The sequence below is a fragment of the Spirosoma rhododendri genome, assembly GCF_012849055.1.
Taxonomy (GTDB): Bacteria; Bacteroidota; Bacteroidia; order Cytophagales; family Spirosomataceae; genus Spirosoma; species Spirosoma rhododendri.
Window position 1 is genome coordinate 611,978 of record NZ_CP051677.1, and the last position, 18,779, is coordinate 630,756.

Below are 18,779 nucleotides of genomic sequence, written 5' to 3' on the forward strand. Positions count from 1 at the left end.
CTACGCTACGCGCTTTCCTTCCAGCACCGGCCGGTCATCTTTCGTCGATGGATTAATAATAGCCAAGCTCTTCTTGAAGTCAACCTGTACGCCGTCGTCACTAAACCGGCACGTCACGGTTTCGTAGTGGGCCGTTTCGATGAAGCGCCAGATCATCGAAAAGGTGTTGGCATCGGCCCAGGTACCGGTAGCGGCAATTGGCGTTATCGTTTCGCCGGGTACGCTGGTCGGCACCAGCTTAAGCGGAATCAGCGACAGCGTCGTTTGTCCTAGTCGCCACTCGCTCAGGCCGCACAGCACATCACGCTCCCCTTTTTCATCGACCATCGTGAAGCGCGCTTCGTTGGGCCGGAATGCCAGCGACACCGACTTGATGCCCATACTGTTGCTGGCGACGTCGTATTTTTTACCACTAACCTCCGCCTGTCGGGGCGACGCCTGCCCCGTTGGCGGCATAAACGACAAACCCGCCAGTTGCTGCTTCAACTGCTGCTGGGTGGCTTTCGGTGTTTTGCTTAGCTCTTTGCCCTGTACGGCGGGGAGAATGTGGCTCCAGACCTGATTCAGAATCCCCTGCATATCGCCCGTTTCTGACGTGATCGCCACAACCGTGTCCTGCTCTGGCATCACGATGCAGAACTGACCGAACGCGCCGTCGCCCCGGTAGGCGTTGTGTCGGCACCGCCAGAACTGGTAGCCGTAGCCCTGTATCCAGTCGTTTACATCAGCACCGCCTTTGCCACCCGTCGACTGCGCGTGTGATGAGGTTGCGTCAGCAACCCAGGACTCCGACAGGAGTTGTTTGCCCTGCCACTTGCCTTTCTGCAAATACAGTTGCCCAAACTTGGCAATGTCTTCCGTATGAACGCGCAGGCCCCAGCCGCCCGTATCCACACCGGTCGGGTCGGTTTCCCAATCGGCCCCGCTGATACCTAGCGGATCGAACAGGCGCGGTTTCAGATAGTCGAGTACGGGCTGCCCCGTTTTGAGTTGAACGATATCCGACAGCATGTACGTTGCTCCGCTGTTATAGACGAAGTGCGTGCCGGACTTGTGATCGACCGGCTGCGCCAGAAACGCCTTTGCCCAATCCTTGTCGGCCGACGTCAGCATCTGTGGCGTCGTATCTTTATCGTGTCCAGTGCTCATCGTCAGCAGGTCGCGCACGCACATAGCCGCCAGATTCGGGCTAATGGCTACGGGTACTTTACCTGGAAAAAACGACACGACCTTATCATCAAGCGACAGTTTTTTTTCCGCAACAGCCATACCGACCGCCGTCGACGTGAAGCTTTTGCTGAGCGAATACAGCGTATGTTTCAGCGGTGCCGCGTAGGGAGACCACCAGCCTTCGGCCACAACCTGTCCGTGCCGCACAACCATAAGACTGTGCAGGTTCAGGTTTGCTTTTTCAACGGCATTCACAAAGTCGATCAGCCCCTGCGAGGTTACGCCCTGCGCTTCGGGCAGGCTACGGGGCAACCCCGCCGTACGGGTCGGTACGAGCGCCGTTGGAAAGGCGCTGGCGGTATTCGTTAGCGTAAAACCGGCTGCGCCGATGCCAAGCTGAAGGAGAAACTGTCTGCGGGTCGTGAACATACATGACAAAGGGGAAGCCCGGTGGTTTCTAACCGATTTATGTCCCACTAAACCAGTTATTCGATTTTGTACCCAAAAACCTGATACGGCTGATAACAAAAGGTCTTGACACAAGGATTACTCAACGACACTCACGACGAGCGTCAAAACTCAACGTCAATTTTTGCAACCAATGGCACAAGTAGAAGAACGGCCTACAGCCGACGAACTCAAAACCGCAGTACAGGATTTTCCGGCCATTCAGGCCAAGATGACCCCCGAGCCACAGAGCGATCTGTCGGGTTATAATGCCGCCGGAAAACTAGCCGGTAAAGTGGCAATCGTTACGGGTGCAGACAGTGGTATCGGTCGGGCGGTAGCCGTAGCCTTCGCGAAAGAAGGCGCCAACGTCACCAACGTTTATCTGGCCGAAGAAGAGGAAGACGCTGCCGAAACCAAGCGGATGGTTGAGCAATATGGTGTGACCTGTCTCAACATTCCATCGGACGTACGCAGCAAAGCGAAATGTCAGGAAATTGTTGATCAAACGATCAGCCAGTTTGGTAAAGTAAATATTCTGGTCAACAACGCAGCTTATCAGCACATTGTCGAGAAGATCACCGACATCACCGAAGAGCAGCTCCGCCGGACGTTCGACACCAACATCCTTGGGTATTTCTTCATGGTGCAGGCCGTTGTACCGCACCTGACCGAAGGCGACACGATCATCAACACAGGTAGCATCGTTGGTAAGCAGGGTGAGCCAAAACTGGTCGATTACGCGTCGACGAAGGGAGCCATTCACGCGTTCACGATGTCGCTGGCTACGCAGTTAGGGGAACAAAAAATCCGGGTGAATGCTGTACTGCCCGGACCGATCTATACGCCGTTCCTGCCGGGTGCGGGTATGGGCCCCGATGGTGTCAAGCAGGCGGCTTCCAAAACGATCCTGCAACGCCCCGGCCAACCCGATGAACTGGCACCGGCTTATGTACTGCTGGCCTCGCAGGATGGTAGCTACATCACCGGCAGCCTCCTCGACGTCAACGGCGGCAACGCGTAACCGCTGATTGTTCTGAACTGTGATTGTCTTGAACTGTGATTTTTGTGATTACGTTGATGGACTATGATTCTGAAAAGAGAAATCAGGGCAATCAATAAATCATAAAAATCACAGTTCAAGATTATCTGAACTGTAATTTTTATGATCACGCTGATGAACTGTGATTTGAAGAATCAGCGAAATCACAAAAATCACACGGGGCCGCCCGGCGGCTCAAAATTACTCAACCGTTATGCCGCGCTTCTGTAGATAAGCACCGACGTTGAACTGCTGACCGTCCATGAGTTCAATGTTCCGCGACCAGTCAATCGTTTCGATAAGGTCATTCGTGGCCACGATGACGACGCGTGCGTCGGTCAGCACCCAGATCACTTTTTCAACACCGAAGTCGAGAAGTTTGCGGGTTTTGCGGTAGATATAGCTCGTTTCACTGGTATCGGCCGCATCGATGTTGATATCGACTTCGATAGCAATGCGGGGTGGCACATCAGCGTACTTTTTTGAAATACTTGACGGCGGTAACACGGCCTGATCGTAGATAGCCACGTCGTTTACCAAATTACTCCGGTGATCGATATGCACGCCCGGCTTGTTGACCAGCACAAAATACCGGTCTTCACTGGTGAACATAGAAATCATCTTTATCAGGTAATAGCTAATAACAGACTGAAGTGTGCTGGTGCCCTTGATCTCTTCCAACGTTTTTTTTTCGGCAACAACGTCCCGATACCCTTTCCGATAAAAGGGCTTTCCATCAATCGTCTCATAGATGAGAGACTCCAGCATCTTTTTCGCCTAGATTGACACTGACTGAGTTAATCGGCGGGTCGTTGCTGCTGTCGTTGCCATATCCGTACGCGCTAGGATTCAGTTTGAATAACTATACTCCGCTGACGGACGGCTTCGTATAATACGACGCCCGTCGCGACGGATACGTTAAGCGAGCCGACACTGCCCAGCAGGGGAATCTTCACGTTGGTGTCGGCCATGCGCAGGAGTTCGGGCGAGATACCGTCTTCCTCCGAACCCATGATAATCGCCATTGGGCCGGTCAGGTCGGTGGTGCGCTCGTAGAGGTCACGGGCCGATTTTTCGGTACAGGCCACGATCGTGATGCCTGACTCCTGTAAGTATTTTACCGTTTCTGTCAGGTCGGGTTCGCGGCAGACGGATATGTGGTTCAGTGCCCCCGACGATGTTTTCATCGCGTCGGAGTTAATGGCAGCGGCACCCCGGCCCGGTATCACGATGCACTGCACCCCGGTACATTCGGCCGTACGGGCGATCGCTCCGAAATTACGGACGTCGGTAATACGGTCGAGGAGCAGGAAAAACGGGGTTTCACCGCGCTCGTACACGTCAGCAATGACGTTCGACAGCTTGACGTACTGCACCTGCGCAATCAGGCAGACGACGCCCTGGTGGTTCTTGCGCGTCAGGCGGTCGAGCCGTTCGGGTGGTACGCGCTGTATCGTCACCCGCTTTTGAAACGCCAGATTCTGAATATCAGGGTTGCTCAGCCCCTTCTCCATATATAGCTTGTCGATCTGCTGATCGGAGCGCAGTGTTTCCAGTACGGACTGAATACCGAATACCATCTCATCCGGGTTTGGGCCGGTCTGAGCGGGTTTGTTATACTGCTTATAGTTGGGGCGATTTACTCGCGAATTGCGCCGGTTCTCCATGCTTCGACAATCGGGTACCAGACGGGTTGGTACTCCATGAAGCGCACCAGTTCGTAATGATCCTCGACAAATTGATTCGATTTTTTGGTAAAGGTAAAGTTAATCTCCGACACGTTTGGCCGTCGATTGTATACCCATACTTCCCGTTCACGGTTGCGCTGAATGCGGTCGGGTGGGCCGAGCACGATATAGATCATGCCTTTGTCGGTTTTCCAGCCTTCCTTGTACGTCGTAAACAAGCGGTTGGCGTCTTCCACCCGGTCGTAATACGCCTTGATCGTGCGCCGGGCCGTCTCTTCATTGCCCGACATCAGACTTAACCAGTACCGGTCGAGGGCTTTCTTGGTGTCCTGCGCCTGCGTCATCTCGTTGATTTCGCTGCTCGTGCTCATGTACAGCACGGGCCGGATCAGCTTCTCCGGCCGGGTCATTTTCGGAAAGCGATTGTCAGTCACTACCAGCCCGATACCGTTGTCGGCGGTCGTATCTTCAGTGAAGTAGTACAGTCCTTCTCTGGGTAGCGAAAACGGCTGATTGGTCGTAATCGTCAGCGTCGAATCAACCACGAGTGACTTGGGGGCCGGACGGGCGGAGGTGTTCATCGGCGAGGAAGCCGCTTCGAAATCGTGCCGGTAGCGAACACCGTACAACGTTTTCTTCGTATTCGCCAGATCGCTCAGCTGAATCATGTCGCCCGCGTTGACATAGTTGCGTAGCTCAACCTCCTGCCCCGTTGCGTTCGTCAGGGCGAAGCGGTCGCTAAGCCGGAAATTCCGGAACCGGAGCGGCAAATCATTGCGGGCCTTATTGCCGCTGGCAATTTCCGTAACCTCCGTCAGCAGTACAGCATTAGCCAGATCGGTGCGGTTGGCGGGGCGCTTTACGTCGAACGCAATAGTCAGGTGGTTACCCTGCTTTTTGACGGTCTGTCCGTCGAGCGGAATGTTGCCGTAGCCCAACCGTTCGCGGTTGTTATAATCCGGATACATCACGTAGGCTATCTGAAAATGCTCGGCAAACTGCGCAGGGTCAGCCTGCCCGCCTTCCGGCTTCTGCGCTGTCATATCAAGTATGACATGCAGCGTCGTGCTATCAATAGCCAGAAACTTACCCTTGATCGAGGTGACCGACCAGCCCGACGAGCGATCAGCCACGGTCGGCGCGGCAGCCGGAGCGTCGACCGTACGCGGAGGAGCCGTTGACGGCGACGATAAGGTAGCCGCTCTGGGCTGGGTGCTGGTCGGACGCGACGCTTCGGTGCGGGCTTCATAGGCCGTATTGACGCGTTGCTGCTGCGTTTTTTTCATCGACCCACAGGCCGACAGGCTTAGTATAATCAGGCCGTAAAAGAGCGTTCGCATAACTGGTAGTGGGGAATCAACCTCAGTGAGCCGTCGACCGGATAACGGTATCAACTCGTTGTCTATAACGAAAAAAGCAGGCGGTTCCGCTTATCGGGTGCCGCCATTTTTACGACTACCCGAGCCAGTCGAACCCCGTTTCGGCACTCACCGTTTTCTTTGCCCCTGCAAAAGAGTATTTTTGTCGCTTAATTACAAGCGCATCAGCAGGGAACGTCCTGCCACGCTGCGTTTTTCCGACTGTTAGCAATGTACAAGACCACCGAGATTACCTCCGCCGAGATCGCTTCCGACAATCCCGTTCACCAGCGGCTGCTGTTTCCTTACGTTGAAGCGGCTCAGCTGGTTAGCGGTAATCTGCTCGAAATTGGCTGCGGCTGGGGTCGTGGTCTCGAACTACTGACCAAAGCGGCCGACCATTATACGGGCATCGACAAAAATGCGGATCTGATTGCGGCCCTCAGCGCCGAATACCCACAGTCGACGTTCATTGCGGCCAACATCCCGCCCCTGTCGAACCTGCCCGATAACACCTTCGATTTTATCGTGACCTTTCAGGTGATCGAGCACATCGAAAACGACGATCTGTTTGTAAAGGAAGCGCATCGCGTCCTGAAACCGGGTGGTAAGCTGCTGCTAACGACGGTCAACAAAACGTTTTCGCTCACGCGCAACCCCTGGCACGTACGGGAATACTACGCCGATGGACTGAAAACGCTGATGCGGAAGTACTTTCCGACGGTCGAAACGCGGGGCGTACACGGCAACGAGAAGGTGATGACCTACTACGAGCAGAACAAGGCATCGGTGAAGAAGCTGACCCGCTTCGACATTTTCAACCTGCAATACCGCCTGCCCCGCCGACTCCTGCAAGTACCTTACGACCTGATGAACCGCCTGAACCGCAACCGGCTGCACGAGGCCAGCGGTATTGCCGCCGAAATCGACTACACCGACTACCTCGTCAGCCGCGACCCCGCCGGTAGCCTCGACTTCTTCTACATCGCGACGAAGTAGATTAACCGTCGCAATGAGTTTACTAGTAAGAGTATAGACTATCAAGTAAACTCAACGCCATGAGACTGTTTTTGCTTACGCTGACGGCGATTCTGCTGTCGACTTTGTCGACATACGCTCAGTATTACCGGAACACGGGCCGGGTCGGTGTCGACTTTATGAGTCTTGATGCCCCCGACGACACGGGATTTCGCTACTGGGTCCGCTACGACCGCCACCTGGCACAGGACCGCATCGTTCTATCGGGTACGCTGGGCTACGCCAACGTAGCGAACCGCCGACAGTACACCCTGTCCACCCCCGTCATTTTCGACGGTCGCCCCCGGCAGCGGGTTACTGCCGATCTGACGCTCTCCTACGATTTCATCCGCAGCTATCGCCATGCACTACGGCTCGGCGGAGGGCTATCTGTCTGGTACCGGCAGGACGACGTAGTTCGGCAAATCAGCCTGGTACCGGGCAACGCTCCGGCAATCGACCATGTCGAAATCAACGAAACAAACGTCGGCTATCACCTGACTGCTGAGTACGAATACGCCCTGACAACCCGTGTTGTTGCCGCCGGCCGATTCGGGCTGGCTAACCTGGGCGAAGCTGGTATCAGCTCGCTAGTGGGCATCAGCCTGGGCCGTCGCTTCTAACGGTCAATAGGCCTCATACCAGTACGTTGTCACTTCGTCGATATAGACGCCGGTTTTGACGCGCCGGATGAGTAGTCCACGGCTGTCGTGATAGTGAGTTGTGTTTTTCGTGATTACATTATTACGGTTAAACGAAGTGATGCCGGGGTAGACCGCGAAGAAATTTCGGTAGATGTTGAGCGCACCATCGAAGCGGGTGGTGTCCTGCGTGATGCGCGGCTCCGTCGTGTAAGCCGTCGTGCTCGTCAGACCGATCAGTGCGGCATTTCCATCGGTAAACGTAAAGCTGTACATATCGCGGGCGTAGCGCGGTGCCGGGCCGGTGATGGTCAGCGTGGCAGGCAGGCCGTTGGCATCGTACACGTACTGATACACCTGCACCGGCTTGAGATGGTCGAAATCGGCCTGTGCTTTCGACTCGCTGACGGTCGAAAGCTGCCCGTTGGCATTGTAGGCGTATGTCCGGCGCGTGCCCGTCAACGGCCCATCGGCATCAATGGCAGGCTGCGTCAGTTGCCGGTCGACGTGGTCGATGTGAGTGGGTTGAGCGGGGTCGTAGTAGACAGTTGTCTGAGCGGTTGTCGGGCCGCTTGCCATCGTGTCGGGATAGTCGACAATGGAAGCCAGCCGCCCCTGCTCATCGTATCTGTACGTTATTGTCAGTTTAGACCCGTAGCCCGTTTGCGACGCCCGAACTACCCGATACTGCCGCAAGTCAGCGTCGTTGGCACAACAGCCAAACAGGGTGATTAGCAATAAGGCAGTTATGAGTTTAAACACGGAGGTATGGAGGTTTCACAGAGAACATAGAGAGGAGATAAGCACTGGATATTACTCTGTTATCTCCGTGAAATCTCCGTTTCTCTGTGTTTAAAAAATCACTTGCCCGCCCCCCCTGTCACATCGAGCCGGACAGTGCGCCCGATGGGCAGCGTCAGGTTATAATCGACGTGACCGGCTGGCAGGTCAAACAGCACCGGGTACTTATAATCGGCCACGACATCGGCGATGATTTCGTAGGCATCCTGCCCAAACGGCAGCGACGGATTCAGGCGCATATCGGTAAACTGTCCCACCACCAGCCCCGCCAGCTTCGCCAGCCGACCCGACCGGTGTAGCTGCCGCATCATCCGGTCGAGCGAGAACAGCGTTTCGTCAATATCTTCGATAAACAGCACCGTTCCGTCGTAGTCGATATCGGTCGGCGTACCGATGGAGTTAATCAGCATCGTCAGATTCCCCCCACGAGCGGCCCCGTTGCCTGACCCGTTCGGTTCAGCGAGTGTGACGCTATGGCATACTGATCCGGCAATTCACCAAACAGCCACTGCCGCAGCGATTCAAGCGAATCAGCCCGGTCGACATCGCCGAACTGCCGGGGCATGATACCGTGCAGACTGCCAACGCCATGCCGGTACAACAAACTCAAAAGGGCCGTAACATCGCTGAAGCCAACCAGCCATTTCGGGTGCCGGAGCAGGCCCGTCAGGTCGAGGTCGTCGGCGATGCGGTAGCAGCCGTAGCCCCCACGTGAGGCAAACACCGCCCGAACGGACGGGTCGTCGAACAGCCGTTGCAGGTCGGCACGGCGCAGGTCGTCGGAGCCCGCAAACGGCCCATCGGTCGCGTGCAGACTGTCGCCCTCGATCACGTTGAGTTGCCAGTCGTCGCGCAGGATGCGCAGGCCTTCGGTTAGTTCAGCATACGGCACCCGGCTCGCGGGCGACACCACCCCGACCGTATCGCCGGGACGTAAAAATGAGGGAATGAGCAAGGAAATGGGCGTTTACTGTTTAAGGTTCAAAGTCTAATGTTTAAAGTCACTGGCAACATCAACGTTGAACGTTAAACCTTATACATCAAACCTTAAACCCATCAATTCAACTCCGCCGGGGCGGTATCGTCTAGTTTGTCGAGGTCCAGCGCGACCATGCCGTGCTGGGCACTATCGAACATGGGCACAAATTTATAGCCCCACTGAATCTCGTCATATCGGTACGATGTCCGGCTGTGTACCTGCTGCGAAAAGGTGTCGTCCATAGCCCGGAACAGGATTAGAAACTCCGCGTCAGATTCAGCTAGTTCTTCTGGTGTACAACCGTAGAGCGGACTAGTCTCCGTTATTGGATGCACGAGCGTCCAGTTAGTGGGAAAAAACGCGACTTTATTCCGCTCCAGCTTCAGCCCATGATACCGCCGGTATCGGGTACCGTCGGGTTTGGTTTCCAGCCGCGACAATGACACTTCCATTTCGACGTCGATCAACTGGTTTGCCCGGTTATTGACCACCCGAAACATCCAGGCATTCACGTCAAGGTAAGGCGAGAAAACAGACTGTTTGGAGAAGCGTACGTGGGCCAGCGGACGGGAGAAACGTCCGTATAGCAGCCCCGTTACCAGGGCAAAGGATAGTAACCCGATCATCGACTCCATGGCCGCAACAATGCTGGATAGAAAATTGACCGGTGCAATGTGTCCGTAGCCTACCGTAGTCATGGTCTGCGAACTGAAAAAGAACGCTTTCCAGAACGAACCATAGGGCTCACCATTGACACTACTCTGTAGATTTTCGGCTCCTACCAGCAGATAAGTACCGGCAAAAACCCCATTCACAACAAAGTAAAAAACCAGTACCCACCCCAGAAAATGCCACCACGACATTGTAATCAGGCGATTGTACAGATTAATCCGATCCCAGAACCGCTCGTTGACCCGATTGATGTTGACGCTCCCGTTTTTGTTGACCAGCCGCGAGTAAGCGTCGTTGAGTTTCGTGCCAAAACCCAGATCCTGCCGCTGCTCTTCCTGCTGTACCAGTCGACTGTTGGCCCCGTGCAGTGCGGGTTCATCAGACGAGGGACGGATGTTTTTTTTCTGCTCCATAAACTAGTCAAATATAAAGGCAGACAGATTCGTAACCGGCTACAGGTTGTGGTAATGTTAAGCATTGTATCAGTGGGAACCCGCGCTTGTCACCCTCAGTTTATTTGCTGTTTGTCAGTTACTGTACAGCAGCCGCAACGACTTTCGACCTACCTATAGCACATATAAGTAGTTGTACTTAACTTCGCTACGGCATTACCGTTTGACTGCCTGCTTACCCCAACCTATGAACAAAATACTATCTCAGCGGATGATAAGTGTGGTTGTACCCGCTTTCAACGAAGAGGAAAATTTGCACGTTTTGGTTCAACGGCTCTCAGCAGTGCTTGAACCGTACGACTCGTATGAAATTTTGATCGTCGACGATGGCAGTTCCGATCAGACACGCTACGTCCTGCGGCAGCTTAGTCAGGAATACCCGGCGGTCCGGTTTCTGTCGTTCTCGCGCAACTTCGGCCACCAGATGGCCCTTCGGGCCGGTTACGACCACGCCCGTGGCGACGCCGTTATCTGCCTCGATGCCGACCTACAACACCCCCCCGAACTGATTCCGGCGCTGATCGACAAGTGGCACGAAGGATACGACGTGGTCTACACCGTGCGCCAGCCGGATCCCAATCTATCCTGGTTCAAACGCACCAGCTCGCGGAAATTTTACAGTATGCTCCGCAACGTGTCTGGGCTGGAAATCGAAGACGGCGCGGCCGACTTTCGCCTGCTCGACCGCAAAGTGGTCGACACGCTGAAGCAGTTCAAAGAAAACGATCTGTTTCTGCGCGGGGCCATTTCGTGGGTTGGGTTCCGGCAATGCCGTATCCTGTACCAGCCAGCCGCCCGCTACGCCGGTCGGTCGAAGTATTCGCTGCGCAAGATGATGCAACTGGCGGCAATGGGCATCACCTCATTCTCGACCAAGCCGCTGTACATGTCGGTGCTGCTCGGCTTCGGCATGTCGCTGCTTGCGCTGCTGTTCGGCGCCGAAGCGACCTACGAGTATTTCTTTACGGATGCTACCGTATCGGGCTGGACAACGCTCGTCGTGCTGTCGGTGCTCATCGGCGGGGTGCAGTTCATCATGATCGGCATTATCGGCGTATATTTGGGCAAAACGTTCGTCGAGGTCAAAAACAGACCCGCCTACATTATTGGCGATACGGACGAGATTGACGAAACGACTACATGGGTACAGCCGGACGAAGCCGACCGCAAATTTTATTCACCGTTGACGTAGAGGAGTTCGATACCGCCGTTGAATTCGGCCACGACATCCCGCTGACTGAGCAGATTGCCGTTTCAACGCGGGGTCTGCGCCTGCTGGCTGAGCGTTTCGACGCCGTAGGTGCCCGCACCACGCTGTTCACTACCGCCAATTACGCCCTGCACGAAACCGAGCTGATCCGGTCGCTGTCGCACAAGCACGAGATTGCCTCGCACGGTTATTACCACACCACGTTTGAACCTGCCGACCTGCTGAAGTCGCGGCTGGAACTGGAAAAGCTGCTGGGGCAACCCATCACCGGTTTCCGTCGCGCGCGCATGGGCTTCGTCGACCCCACCGATGTGCAGCAGGCTGGTTACCAGTACAATTCTTCACTGCATCCAACCTGGCTACCGGGCCGGTACAATCACTGGGGCGAACCCCGACACCCCTTTCGCGAGCAGGGCGTCTGGCAGATTCCCGCGTCGGTGACACCCACGCTGCGGCTACCGTTGTTTTGGCTGAGCCTGAAAAACTTCCCCTGGGCGTACTACAAACAGCTTTGCCGACAAACCCTGAAGGCCGACGGTTTTCTGAATCTGTACGTGCATCCGTGGGAATTTACCGATCTGTCGGCCTACGAAAAGATACCGGCCTACGTCAAACGCCATTCGCGCGACGAACTCCTCGACCGGGTCGAAAGCCTGCTCCGCTACCTCAAACCGCAGGGCGAATTCAGCACAATGGGGGAATTTGCAAGGGGTTTAACGTTTCATGTCTAAGGTTTAACGTTGCTGGCGCGCACAACCACCAGACGCACAACCTTAGACCTTAGACATTAAACCTCAAACTAAATAAACACCACATCCGTAATCACCTCGCTGCCCATGTCGCGGTTGACGAGCTGGATGAGCTTCTGCTTGGCGTTGACGAGTTCGTTGCGGAGCGGGGCCGACGAAAGTTCGATGTACAGTTTACCGTCGCGGACGTAGAGCCGTTTGGTGCGGGTCGCGATGGCGGGGCCCATCATACGGCCCCAGAAAGCCTCCAGATACGTTTCGTTGAACCGCCCCTGAAGCTGATACGCTTTCAGCAGTTGCCCGATGGCATCTTTCAGGGAAGTGACACCGGCCGCGCGGGTGGCGTTGTCGCGGTTGTATCGGTAGGTTTGCTGGCTCATCGACGTTGGATCTCTTTACAAATGTAGAAAACCACCCGGACACTAAACGCGCCTGATTACATTTTACGGGATTTTTACCCACGCACCGACAAATCGGGTGGGGTGTTTGGTGGCCTGACGACTGGGTACTATACTTGCAGTATCAAGTCAATTGTCAGGCGCCACCCAGTATCCCGGCGCGGGTTGATTTATACAGAAGCGGGGAGAGATCAGGCTCTGCGAACCGCTGGCAACCTACCACACGGCAAGGTGCTAACTCCTGCCTAAAGCAGCCGACTGCCACGCTGGCAGCGGACGTTAGGGACTATAAATCGGTATTAACTATGTATTTCAGCACCACCTGCCTGCCCATCTGGGTACGCTAAACATCACCCCCGCATCGCACCGCCGACGCCGGGCGTGACGCTGTCATACCGCCTGTTGGCCGGTAAGCAGCAACGCCACTGTACTGGCTGCGCTGGCGTAAGGGGATTTTTTAAAACCCATGTCTGCTCCATCGACGATACACTACTTCGACTACAAATATTCGTTTCCACTGGAATCGGGCGCAACGCTGCCGGGTTTTCGGCTGGCCTACACCACGCAGGGAACGCTGCGGCAGGAAAACGGCCAGTCGAACGTGGTGTGGATCTGCCACGCCCTGACGGGCAATGCCAATGTGAGCGACTGGTGGGGCGGGATGGTCGGCGCGGGTAAATTTTTTGATCCGGAAAAGCACTTTATCGTGTGCGCCAACGTGCTGGGCTCCTGCTACGGTTCGTCGGGGCCACTATCGGAGAATCCGGCCACCGGAGAGCCGTTTTACCACGACTTCCCCGTCGTGACCGTGCGGGACATCGTAAACAGCCTCGACCTGTTACGGCAGGAACTGGGTATCGACCGTATCCATACCTGCATTGGCGGGTCGTTGGGGGGTGAGCAGGCCTTGGAATGGGCGATCGACCAGCCCGACCTGATTCAGCGCCTGATTCTGATTGCGTCGGGCGCGGTGGCGTCGCCCTGGTGCATTGCCTTCAACGAAGCGCAGCGAATGGCCATCGAAGCCGACCCCACCTGGACCGAACGACGCGCCGACGCCGGGGCAATGGGTATGAAAGCCGCCCGCGCTATGGCCATGATTTCGTACCGCAACTACGACACCTACGGCTTTACGCAGGCCCTCGACAACAACGAACAACTCGACGATTACAAAGCCGCGACGTACCAGCGGTATCAGGGCGACAAGATCGTGGACCGGTACAACGCCTTTACCTACCGGCTGCTGTCGAAGGTGATGGACTCGCACAACGTCGGGCGGAACCGGGGCAGCATACCGCAGGCGCTGGGCCGGGTAAAATCGCGCACGCTGGTTGTCGGCATCCGCTCTGATCTGCTGTTTCCCCCATCGGAGCAGCAGTTTCTGGCCCGGCACATCCCCAACGCATCGTACCAGGAAATCGACTCGCTTTACGGCCACGACGGCTTTCTGATTGAGTTTCGACCGCTGACGGCCCTGATCCGTACCTGGACAGCGTCCCTCGACGTGGCCCAACCGGGCACCGTACGTACAAACCCGGCCTGACCGAACGAGAAGCTGGATTGACCGCTACTGTTGAACTGGCCAAAGACCTATCGGCTCAGGAAAGGGTATAACTATTTCTTCATACGTGTAGTTGATTCTACCTGTGTAAGTCATTCTACTTTTGAAATTCGATTACGTTTATGAATAGTCATTGTGAACTATCCTACGTGGTGGTCGATGATGATGAGGACGACCGCCTGTTGATGCGCCTTGCCCTCGAGCAGTCACAGCGCACACTACCCGTGCTTGAATTTTCTGACGGTCAGGAATTGATTGACTACCTGTCGCAGGATACCAGTGCCCGCCCCGACGAAGACATGCACTGGCTGGTTATTATGGACGTAAACATGCCCCGCATGAACGGACTCGATGCCCTGCAAACGCTTCGGCAGGACCCTCACTGGGCCAAGTTGCCTGTGCTGATGCTGTCGACAGCCGACGACGACGTCACGCGGCAGTTATCACTGGAAAAAGGGGCCAACGGCTATCTGGTCAAGCCGACATCGATGCAGGACTATGGGCCGCTTTTCGATCGACACTTTGCGCCCTGGCTGGCCGTCGATTCCAGTCAGTGGCCTGATTACAGCAGTCAGGCGGACCAATCGTTATAACCTGCTCTTTTCACGAACTCATCGTAATGTACAACAAGAAAGACCACTACCTACCCGAAGAAGAACTGTACCCTGTATGCTACGTGGTAGCCGATGACGACCCGGATGAGCTACTGCTGATGCGTGCGGCCCTGTCGCAGCAGCAACGCCCCCTACCCGTCCGGGAATTTGTTGATGGACAGTACGTTGTCGATTATTTACTCGATAATAGGGAGTCGCGGAACGACGAGGATGTACACTGGCTGCTGATCCTGGATATGCACATGCCCCGACTGAATGGTCTGGAGACTGTGAAAGCCATCCGTCAGAATCACAACTGGGACACGATCCCTATTCTGCTGTTTACGGAGGAAGACAACGATTCCCTTATCCAGGAAGCCCTCGCCAGCGGGGCTAACGGCTGCATCACCAAACCCGAACGGCTGGACGATTATCGGCAGTTGTTCGACAAGTTTTTCAGCCCTTACCTGCGCAATTGGTAAGCGGCTAACGGCTGTTAAGTGATTACGTTGTATCCGGCAGCTTCCAGCTGTCGGGGCCGCGATAGCGGCTAACAGTGCTCTGGCCATTTAGCCTGACGGCTCCGACAGCTGGAAGCTGCCGGATATAATACAACCGCTCGATGCGGCTAACAGCTAGCTCGGTCAGGGTAGCAGACGCACCAGATCGAAGTACGGCGGCAGCAGATGATTGGTGAATATCTTCTCGCGTTCCTGCGGGTACTTTTTATAGTAGGCTTCGTCGGGAACAAGCGATATGATCGTGCCGGTACGGACGTAGTCGCTCGACTGATGAAACGTCGGCGGCACGTACTCTTTCAGGTTGGTTTTGACATACCGACTGGCGTACTCACCCAGGTATTTTCGATAGACTTTACTTGCTTTCTGCGCCGGTTTCGACAGCCGGTTAAACACGTACCGCAAGGCCAGATTTTTTGGAAACTTCTGCTTTTTGATCAGTGCAGGCGCATTCGCAAACGGATTGACCGGGTTGAAATCGTCGAGCGTCTGAATCGTAATCGGCATCTCCGGCACCCAGTCGGCCGCGTTGACCACGTTGAACGACCACCCGCCGACCGCCATCGCTTCGTATTCGTAGGCAAACTGTAGGTTGCCCGGTTTGGGCGCGGCACTGCAATAGGTTTTGAACTGAACCGACGCCGGAATTTTCCCCGACCGCTGTAGCTGCTTCAGGTGCGCCGTCATCAGATACGCAATAGCCCCGCCCTGACTGTGGCCCATCACGTAGAAATTAGTGATCCCTTTCCGTACGCAGGAATCGAGCCGGGGCATGATGTCCTGCGCCAGAAACGCCGTGCCGATCAGCCAGCCAATGTGTACGGCCGCGCGGGGATCATTGGCCAGCTGGTAATCGAACTTGTAATCGTTGGTCATCACGATATTTCCTTTGGCGGGCACCATAGCCGCGTAGAAATTTTCGAGCCAGCCCACCGGATTCAGCGTTGTACCCCGGATGCTGATGACGCCCACTGAATCGGGGCTGGACCAGAGTTCCCAGCGGTTATCCAGCCCCACGATGGGTGAACGGTACAGCCGGGCGAAGCGCTGCGGCTTCGGTATCGGCGTGTTGGCGGGCAGCGTATCGACCTGTTTGGCGAATACGCTTAGCAGTTCAACGTATTCAGCTTTGTCGAAGCCGGGTTTCAATTTCTGCGCCTGTGCGATGTGGGTCAAACTCAGGCAGGCAAGGAGCACCAACAGTCCGTTTTTCATCGTTTACCGCATTCTTGTGGATAGATTCAGATCAGCAATTGCTCGGCTACGGGCAGCAGCGGAGCCACTTCGGCCTGCGCCTGCAACAGCGCATCGGCATAGGGTTGGTAGAGCACGCGCCCCGGCGGGGTTGTCGACAAGTCAGCATCCCACAGGCCCGACTTGTGCCAGGGCGTGAGGTGATCCCAATCGGGCCGGTCGACAATTGGATACAGGCAGACGCCCCACAGCGGTACGCCCGCGAGTAAAGCAGCTGCGCATTCCTGCCCGATCATCCGAATCCACTGCGGCCGGTCAATACCGGGGTGGCTGGTTTCGGTTAGGGCGATGGGTCGTTTGTAGCGATCGTGGGCTTCGATCAGCAGTTTCCGCAGCGGTACCCAGCGCGGGTCGGGCACGGCGTCGGCCCAGCCCAGGAACGTGTGCGTACCGCTGATCCACTGATTGTTGTAATAATAGTTGAAGCCCAGAATATCCAGAAATTCAGGCGACCCGCCCAGCTCGGGCGAAATCCGACCCGCCAACATATCGACGGACTGAAACTGGTTATTGTGCCCTTCGGCGGCTCTGTCCCGTTCGGCTTTGGTGGCCGGCAAAGGTGGCACGATATGCACCAATGGTTCGGTGGTCAGAATACGAATCGACGGGTCGATTTCGCGCATGGCCGCCACGCACTCGATGTAGCCGCGCATCAGTCCGCGCTTCACTTCCCAGCCCTGTTTCGTGCAGTACGGCGATGTGCCGCGGGCATCGCCACCCAGCCACGACATGAAACTCACTTCGTTGATCGGCGTTACAATCAGCGGCTCGTCGGGATACAGGTCGCGGTAAAATCGAACGAATGCCCGACCCAGCGCGGCAAAGCGCCGGGCAAACATCGGGTGCAGGGGTGTCAGGTCGTCGGGGTAGCCGAAGTGGCACAAGTCCCAAACTTGTTGAATACCCTGCCGGTGGCCTTCGGCAAGCATCGACTCGACCGTGCGCCAGTCGTACTGATACGCCGTTTTTTCGACCTGACTCCAGCGGATGCCTTCCCGGACGGTACGCAGGTCGAACTGTTTCAGGTCTTCGTAATCCTGCTGAATGAGTTGCAGGTGGCCCGTCAGGGGCAGAAAATCGACGCGATTACCAAAAGCGTTGAGTTGATCGGTACACTCGTAACCGGCCCACCAGAACGAACGAAATGGATTCCCGGTGGTCGATACAGATAACGTTGAGGGCATGAGGAAAACAGTCTACGGACTGTGCGAGTGATTACCAAAGGTGCCTAAAAATGGGACGGTAGGCAAACTTACCGGCTACTTTGTGAGCTAAAGGAGCTATAATCCCTGCACGATAGCCAGCACGAGTTTGGCCGAATTGCGGGCAGCTGTCGGGTAAAATTTGTCGTAGGCGATGTGCGCTTCGGCATCGGCGCGGTCGCTCAGGCTGCGGATAATGAGGTGCGGTACCTGAAGCTGATAGCATACCTGCGCTACGGCCGCGCCTTCCATTTCGGTCGCATCGGCACCGAAGTCCGTCCGCAGGCTAACTCCCTTTGCCGCCGACGCCACAAACACGTCGCCCGTCACAACCGTACCCGTCATCACCCGCACCGGCCGGTTCGACACTCCACCGTCGGCCAGGGGAATTCCCTCCAATGTTACGGCACCGCTCACCCGCTGCGCCAGCCCCAGCAGGGTCGAATCGGCCGGAAAATACAGCGGATTGAACTGCCGGGTGATGGCGTCGCGCGTTTGCCGGACAGGCGTATTTTTATCGGTAACCGAACTGTAATCGTGGTGGGCCGTGCGGCTGGCGATAACGATGTCGCCGGGTTGCAGATCGGGATTAGTGCCGCCCGCGATACCGGTAAACAGCACCCGCCGGGGCCGGAAGTGGTCGAGCAACAGGGCCGTTGTCATGGCGGCATTCACCTTACCGATTCCCGTTTCGGCCACCACGACGCGTTGCTTCCCTAATTGTCCGGTTGTGAACACGATACCGTCTACAACAACCTCTTTCGGCTTTTTCAGCGACTGCTTCACCAGCGCGACCTCCGCCCCAAACGCCCCCAGCAAGCCCGTCACGGGCCGGGTTTTGTAGCGTTGTGCGTAAGCGGGCTGAATGAGAAAGGCGAAAGCGAGTAGCAGGTATTTGAGCATAGAATTTTAGTTAAACACAGAGGGACGGAGATAAGCACAGAGAGCACAGAGGTCATAACATCTGTGAAAATACGCGAAACCTCAGTGTTCTCCGTGTAAATCTCTGTGCCTCTGTGTTTAAAAA

The 18,779-nt window shown here is 55.8% G+C and carries 18 protein-coding genes, 1 pseudogene and 1 riboswitch; of the genes and pseudogenes, 8 read left to right on the forward strand and 11 right to left on the reverse strand.

Annotated features, from left to right (window positions below):
- Window positions 1–1,599: a serine hydrolase domain-containing protein gene (locus HH216_RS02330; RefSeq protein ID WP_169549326.1), complete on the reverse strand. Its 1,599-nt coding sequence runs from the start codon at window positions 1,597–1,599 to the stop codon at window positions 1–3.
- A gap of 172 nt (window positions 1,600–1,771) precedes the next feature.
- Here HH216_RS02330 and HH216_RS02335 point away from each other — a divergent pair, with 172 nt between their 5' ends.
- Window positions 1,772–2,641 carry an SDR family oxidoreductase gene (locus tag HH216_RS02335; protein ID WP_169549327.1) on the forward strand — a complete coding sequence of 290 codons (870 nt, stop codon included), beginning with the start codon at window positions 1,772–1,774 and terminating at the stop codon, window positions 2,639–2,641.
- Window positions 2,642–2,860: 219 nt separating this feature from the next.
- On the opposite strand, the gene HH216_RS02340 is transcribed toward HH216_RS02335, so the two are convergent.
- From HH216_RS02340 to HH216_RS02350, 3 genes are all read right to left on the reverse strand, one after another.
- Window positions 2,861–3,427 (reverse strand): Uma2 family endonuclease, encoded by a 567-nt coding sequence (locus HH216_RS02340; protein WP_169549328.1) that lies wholly within the window; start codon window positions 3,425–3,427, stop codon window positions 2,861–2,863.
- Window positions 3,428–3,501: 74 nt separating this feature from the next.
- Window positions 3,502–4,326, reverse strand: coding sequence for a 23S rRNA (guanosine(2251)-2'-O)-methyltransferase RlmB (gene rlmB / locus HH216_RS02345; RefSeq protein WP_169549329.1), 825 nt, complete (start codon window positions 4,324–4,326; stop codon window positions 3,502–3,504).
- A complete protein-coding gene (locus HH216_RS02350; RefSeq protein ID WP_169549330.1) occupies window positions 4,299–5,687 on the reverse strand; it encodes a GWxTD domain-containing protein in 1,389 nt (462 codons plus the stop codon). Before HH216_RS02350 ends, rlmB begins: the two co-directional genes overlap by 28 nt.
- A 249-nt stretch (window positions 5,688–5,936) precedes the next feature.
- Between HH216_RS02350 and HH216_RS02355 the strand changes: the two genes are divergently transcribed.
- Window positions 5,937–6,704: a class I SAM-dependent methyltransferase gene (locus HH216_RS02355; RefSeq protein WP_169549331.1), complete on the forward strand. Its 768-nt coding sequence runs from the start codon at window positions 5,937–5,939 to the stop codon at window positions 6,702–6,704.
- 59 nt (window positions 6,705–6,763) lie between these two features.
- Window positions 6,764–7,345, forward strand: coding sequence for a hypothetical protein (locus HH216_RS02360; RefSeq protein ID WP_169549332.1), 582 nt, complete (start codon window positions 6,764–6,766; stop codon window positions 7,343–7,345).
- 3 nt (window positions 7,346–7,348) lie between these two features.
- On the opposite strand, the gene HH216_RS02365 is transcribed toward HH216_RS02360, so the two are convergent.
- The 3 genes and pseudogenes from HH216_RS02365 to HH216_RS02375 all read right to left on the reverse strand — a co-directional run bounded on the left by HH216_RS02365 (window position 7,349) and on the right by HH216_RS02375 (window position 10,228).
- Window positions 7,349–8,125, reverse strand: a complete 777-nt coding sequence (locus HH216_RS02365) for a hypothetical protein (protein ID WP_169549333.1) — start codon at window positions 8,123–8,125, stop codon at window positions 7,349–7,351.
- 98 nt (window positions 8,126–8,223) lie between these two features.
- A pseudogene (locus HH216_RS26855) lies at window positions 8,224–9,119 on the reverse strand (S66 peptidase family protein).
- Between the two features lie 101 nt (window positions 9,120–9,220).
- Entirely contained in the window at window positions 9,221–10,228 is a 1,008-nt protein-coding gene (locus HH216_RS02375; RefSeq protein ID WP_169549334.1) for an ion channel, read from the reverse strand.
- Between the two features lie 226 nt (window positions 10,229–10,454).
- On the opposite strand from HH216_RS02375, the gene HH216_RS02380 reads away from it, so the two are divergent.
- Together HH216_RS02380 and HH216_RS02385 are read left to right on the forward strand one after the other, a co-directional pair.
- Entirely contained in the window at window positions 10,455–11,459 is a 1,005-nt protein-coding gene (locus HH216_RS02380; protein ID WP_254448655.1) for a glycosyltransferase family 2 protein, read from the forward strand.
- Entirely contained in the window at window positions 11,408–12,208 is an 801-nt protein-coding gene (locus HH216_RS02385) for a polysaccharide deacetylase family protein (protein ID WP_169549335.1), read from the forward strand. The genes HH216_RS02380 and HH216_RS02385 overlap by 52 nt, the downstream gene beginning before the upstream one ends.
- Before the next feature lie 68 nt (window positions 12,209–12,276).
- Here the strand turns inward: HH216_RS02385 and HH216_RS02390 are convergent, their stop codons facing one another.
- Window positions 12,277–12,606, reverse strand: coding sequence for a DUF721 domain-containing protein (locus HH216_RS02390; RefSeq protein ID WP_169549336.1), 330 nt, complete (start codon window positions 12,604–12,606; stop codon window positions 12,277–12,279).
- 185 nt (window positions 12,607–12,791) lie between these two features.
- Window positions 12,792–12,919: riboswitch (SAM riboswitch) on the forward strand.
- 171 nt (window positions 12,920–13,090) lie between these two features.
- Between HH216_RS02390 and HH216_RS02395 the strand changes: the two genes are divergently transcribed.
- From HH216_RS02395 to HH216_RS02405, 3 genes are all read left to right on the forward strand, one after another.
- Complete coding sequence (locus tag HH216_RS02395; RefSeq protein WP_169549337.1) at window positions 13,091–14,167, forward strand: homoserine O-acetyltransferase family protein; 1,077 nt, start codon at window positions 13,091–13,093, stop codon at window positions 14,165–14,167.
- A gap of 140 nt (window positions 14,168–14,307) precedes the next feature.
- Window positions 14,308–14,778, forward strand: a complete 471-nt coding sequence (locus HH216_RS02400) for a response regulator (RefSeq protein ID WP_169549338.1) — start codon at window positions 14,308–14,310, stop codon at window positions 14,776–14,778.
- A gap of 26 nt (window positions 14,779–14,804) precedes the next feature.
- Window positions 14,805–15,260 carry a response regulator gene (locus tag HH216_RS02405; protein ID WP_169549339.1) on the forward strand — a complete coding sequence of 152 codons (456 nt, stop codon included), beginning with the start codon at window positions 14,805–14,807 and terminating at the stop codon, window positions 15,258–15,260.
- A 162-nt stretch (window positions 15,261–15,422) separates the two neighbouring features.
- Here the strand turns inward: HH216_RS02405 and HH216_RS02410 are convergent, their stop codons facing one another.
- The 3 genes from HH216_RS02410 to HH216_RS02420 form a co-directional block, all read right to left on the reverse strand.
- Entirely contained in the window at window positions 15,423–16,511 is a 1,089-nt protein-coding gene (locus tag HH216_RS02410; protein ID WP_169549340.1) for a lipase family protein, read from the reverse strand.
- A 26-nt stretch (window positions 16,512–16,537) separates the two neighbouring features.
- Window positions 16,538–17,734 carry a glycoside hydrolase family 1 protein gene (locus tag HH216_RS02415; protein WP_169549341.1) on the reverse strand — a complete coding sequence of 399 codons (1,197 nt, stop codon included), beginning with the start codon at window positions 17,732–17,734 and terminating at the stop codon, window positions 16,538–16,540.
- 96 nt (window positions 17,735–17,830) lie between these two features.
- Complete coding sequence (locus HH216_RS02420; protein ID WP_169549342.1) at window positions 17,831–18,655, reverse strand: 5'-methylthioadenosine/adenosylhomocysteine nucleosidase; 825 nt, start codon at window positions 18,653–18,655, stop codon at window positions 17,831–17,833.
- Window positions 18,656–18,779 lie beyond the last annotated feature (124 nt).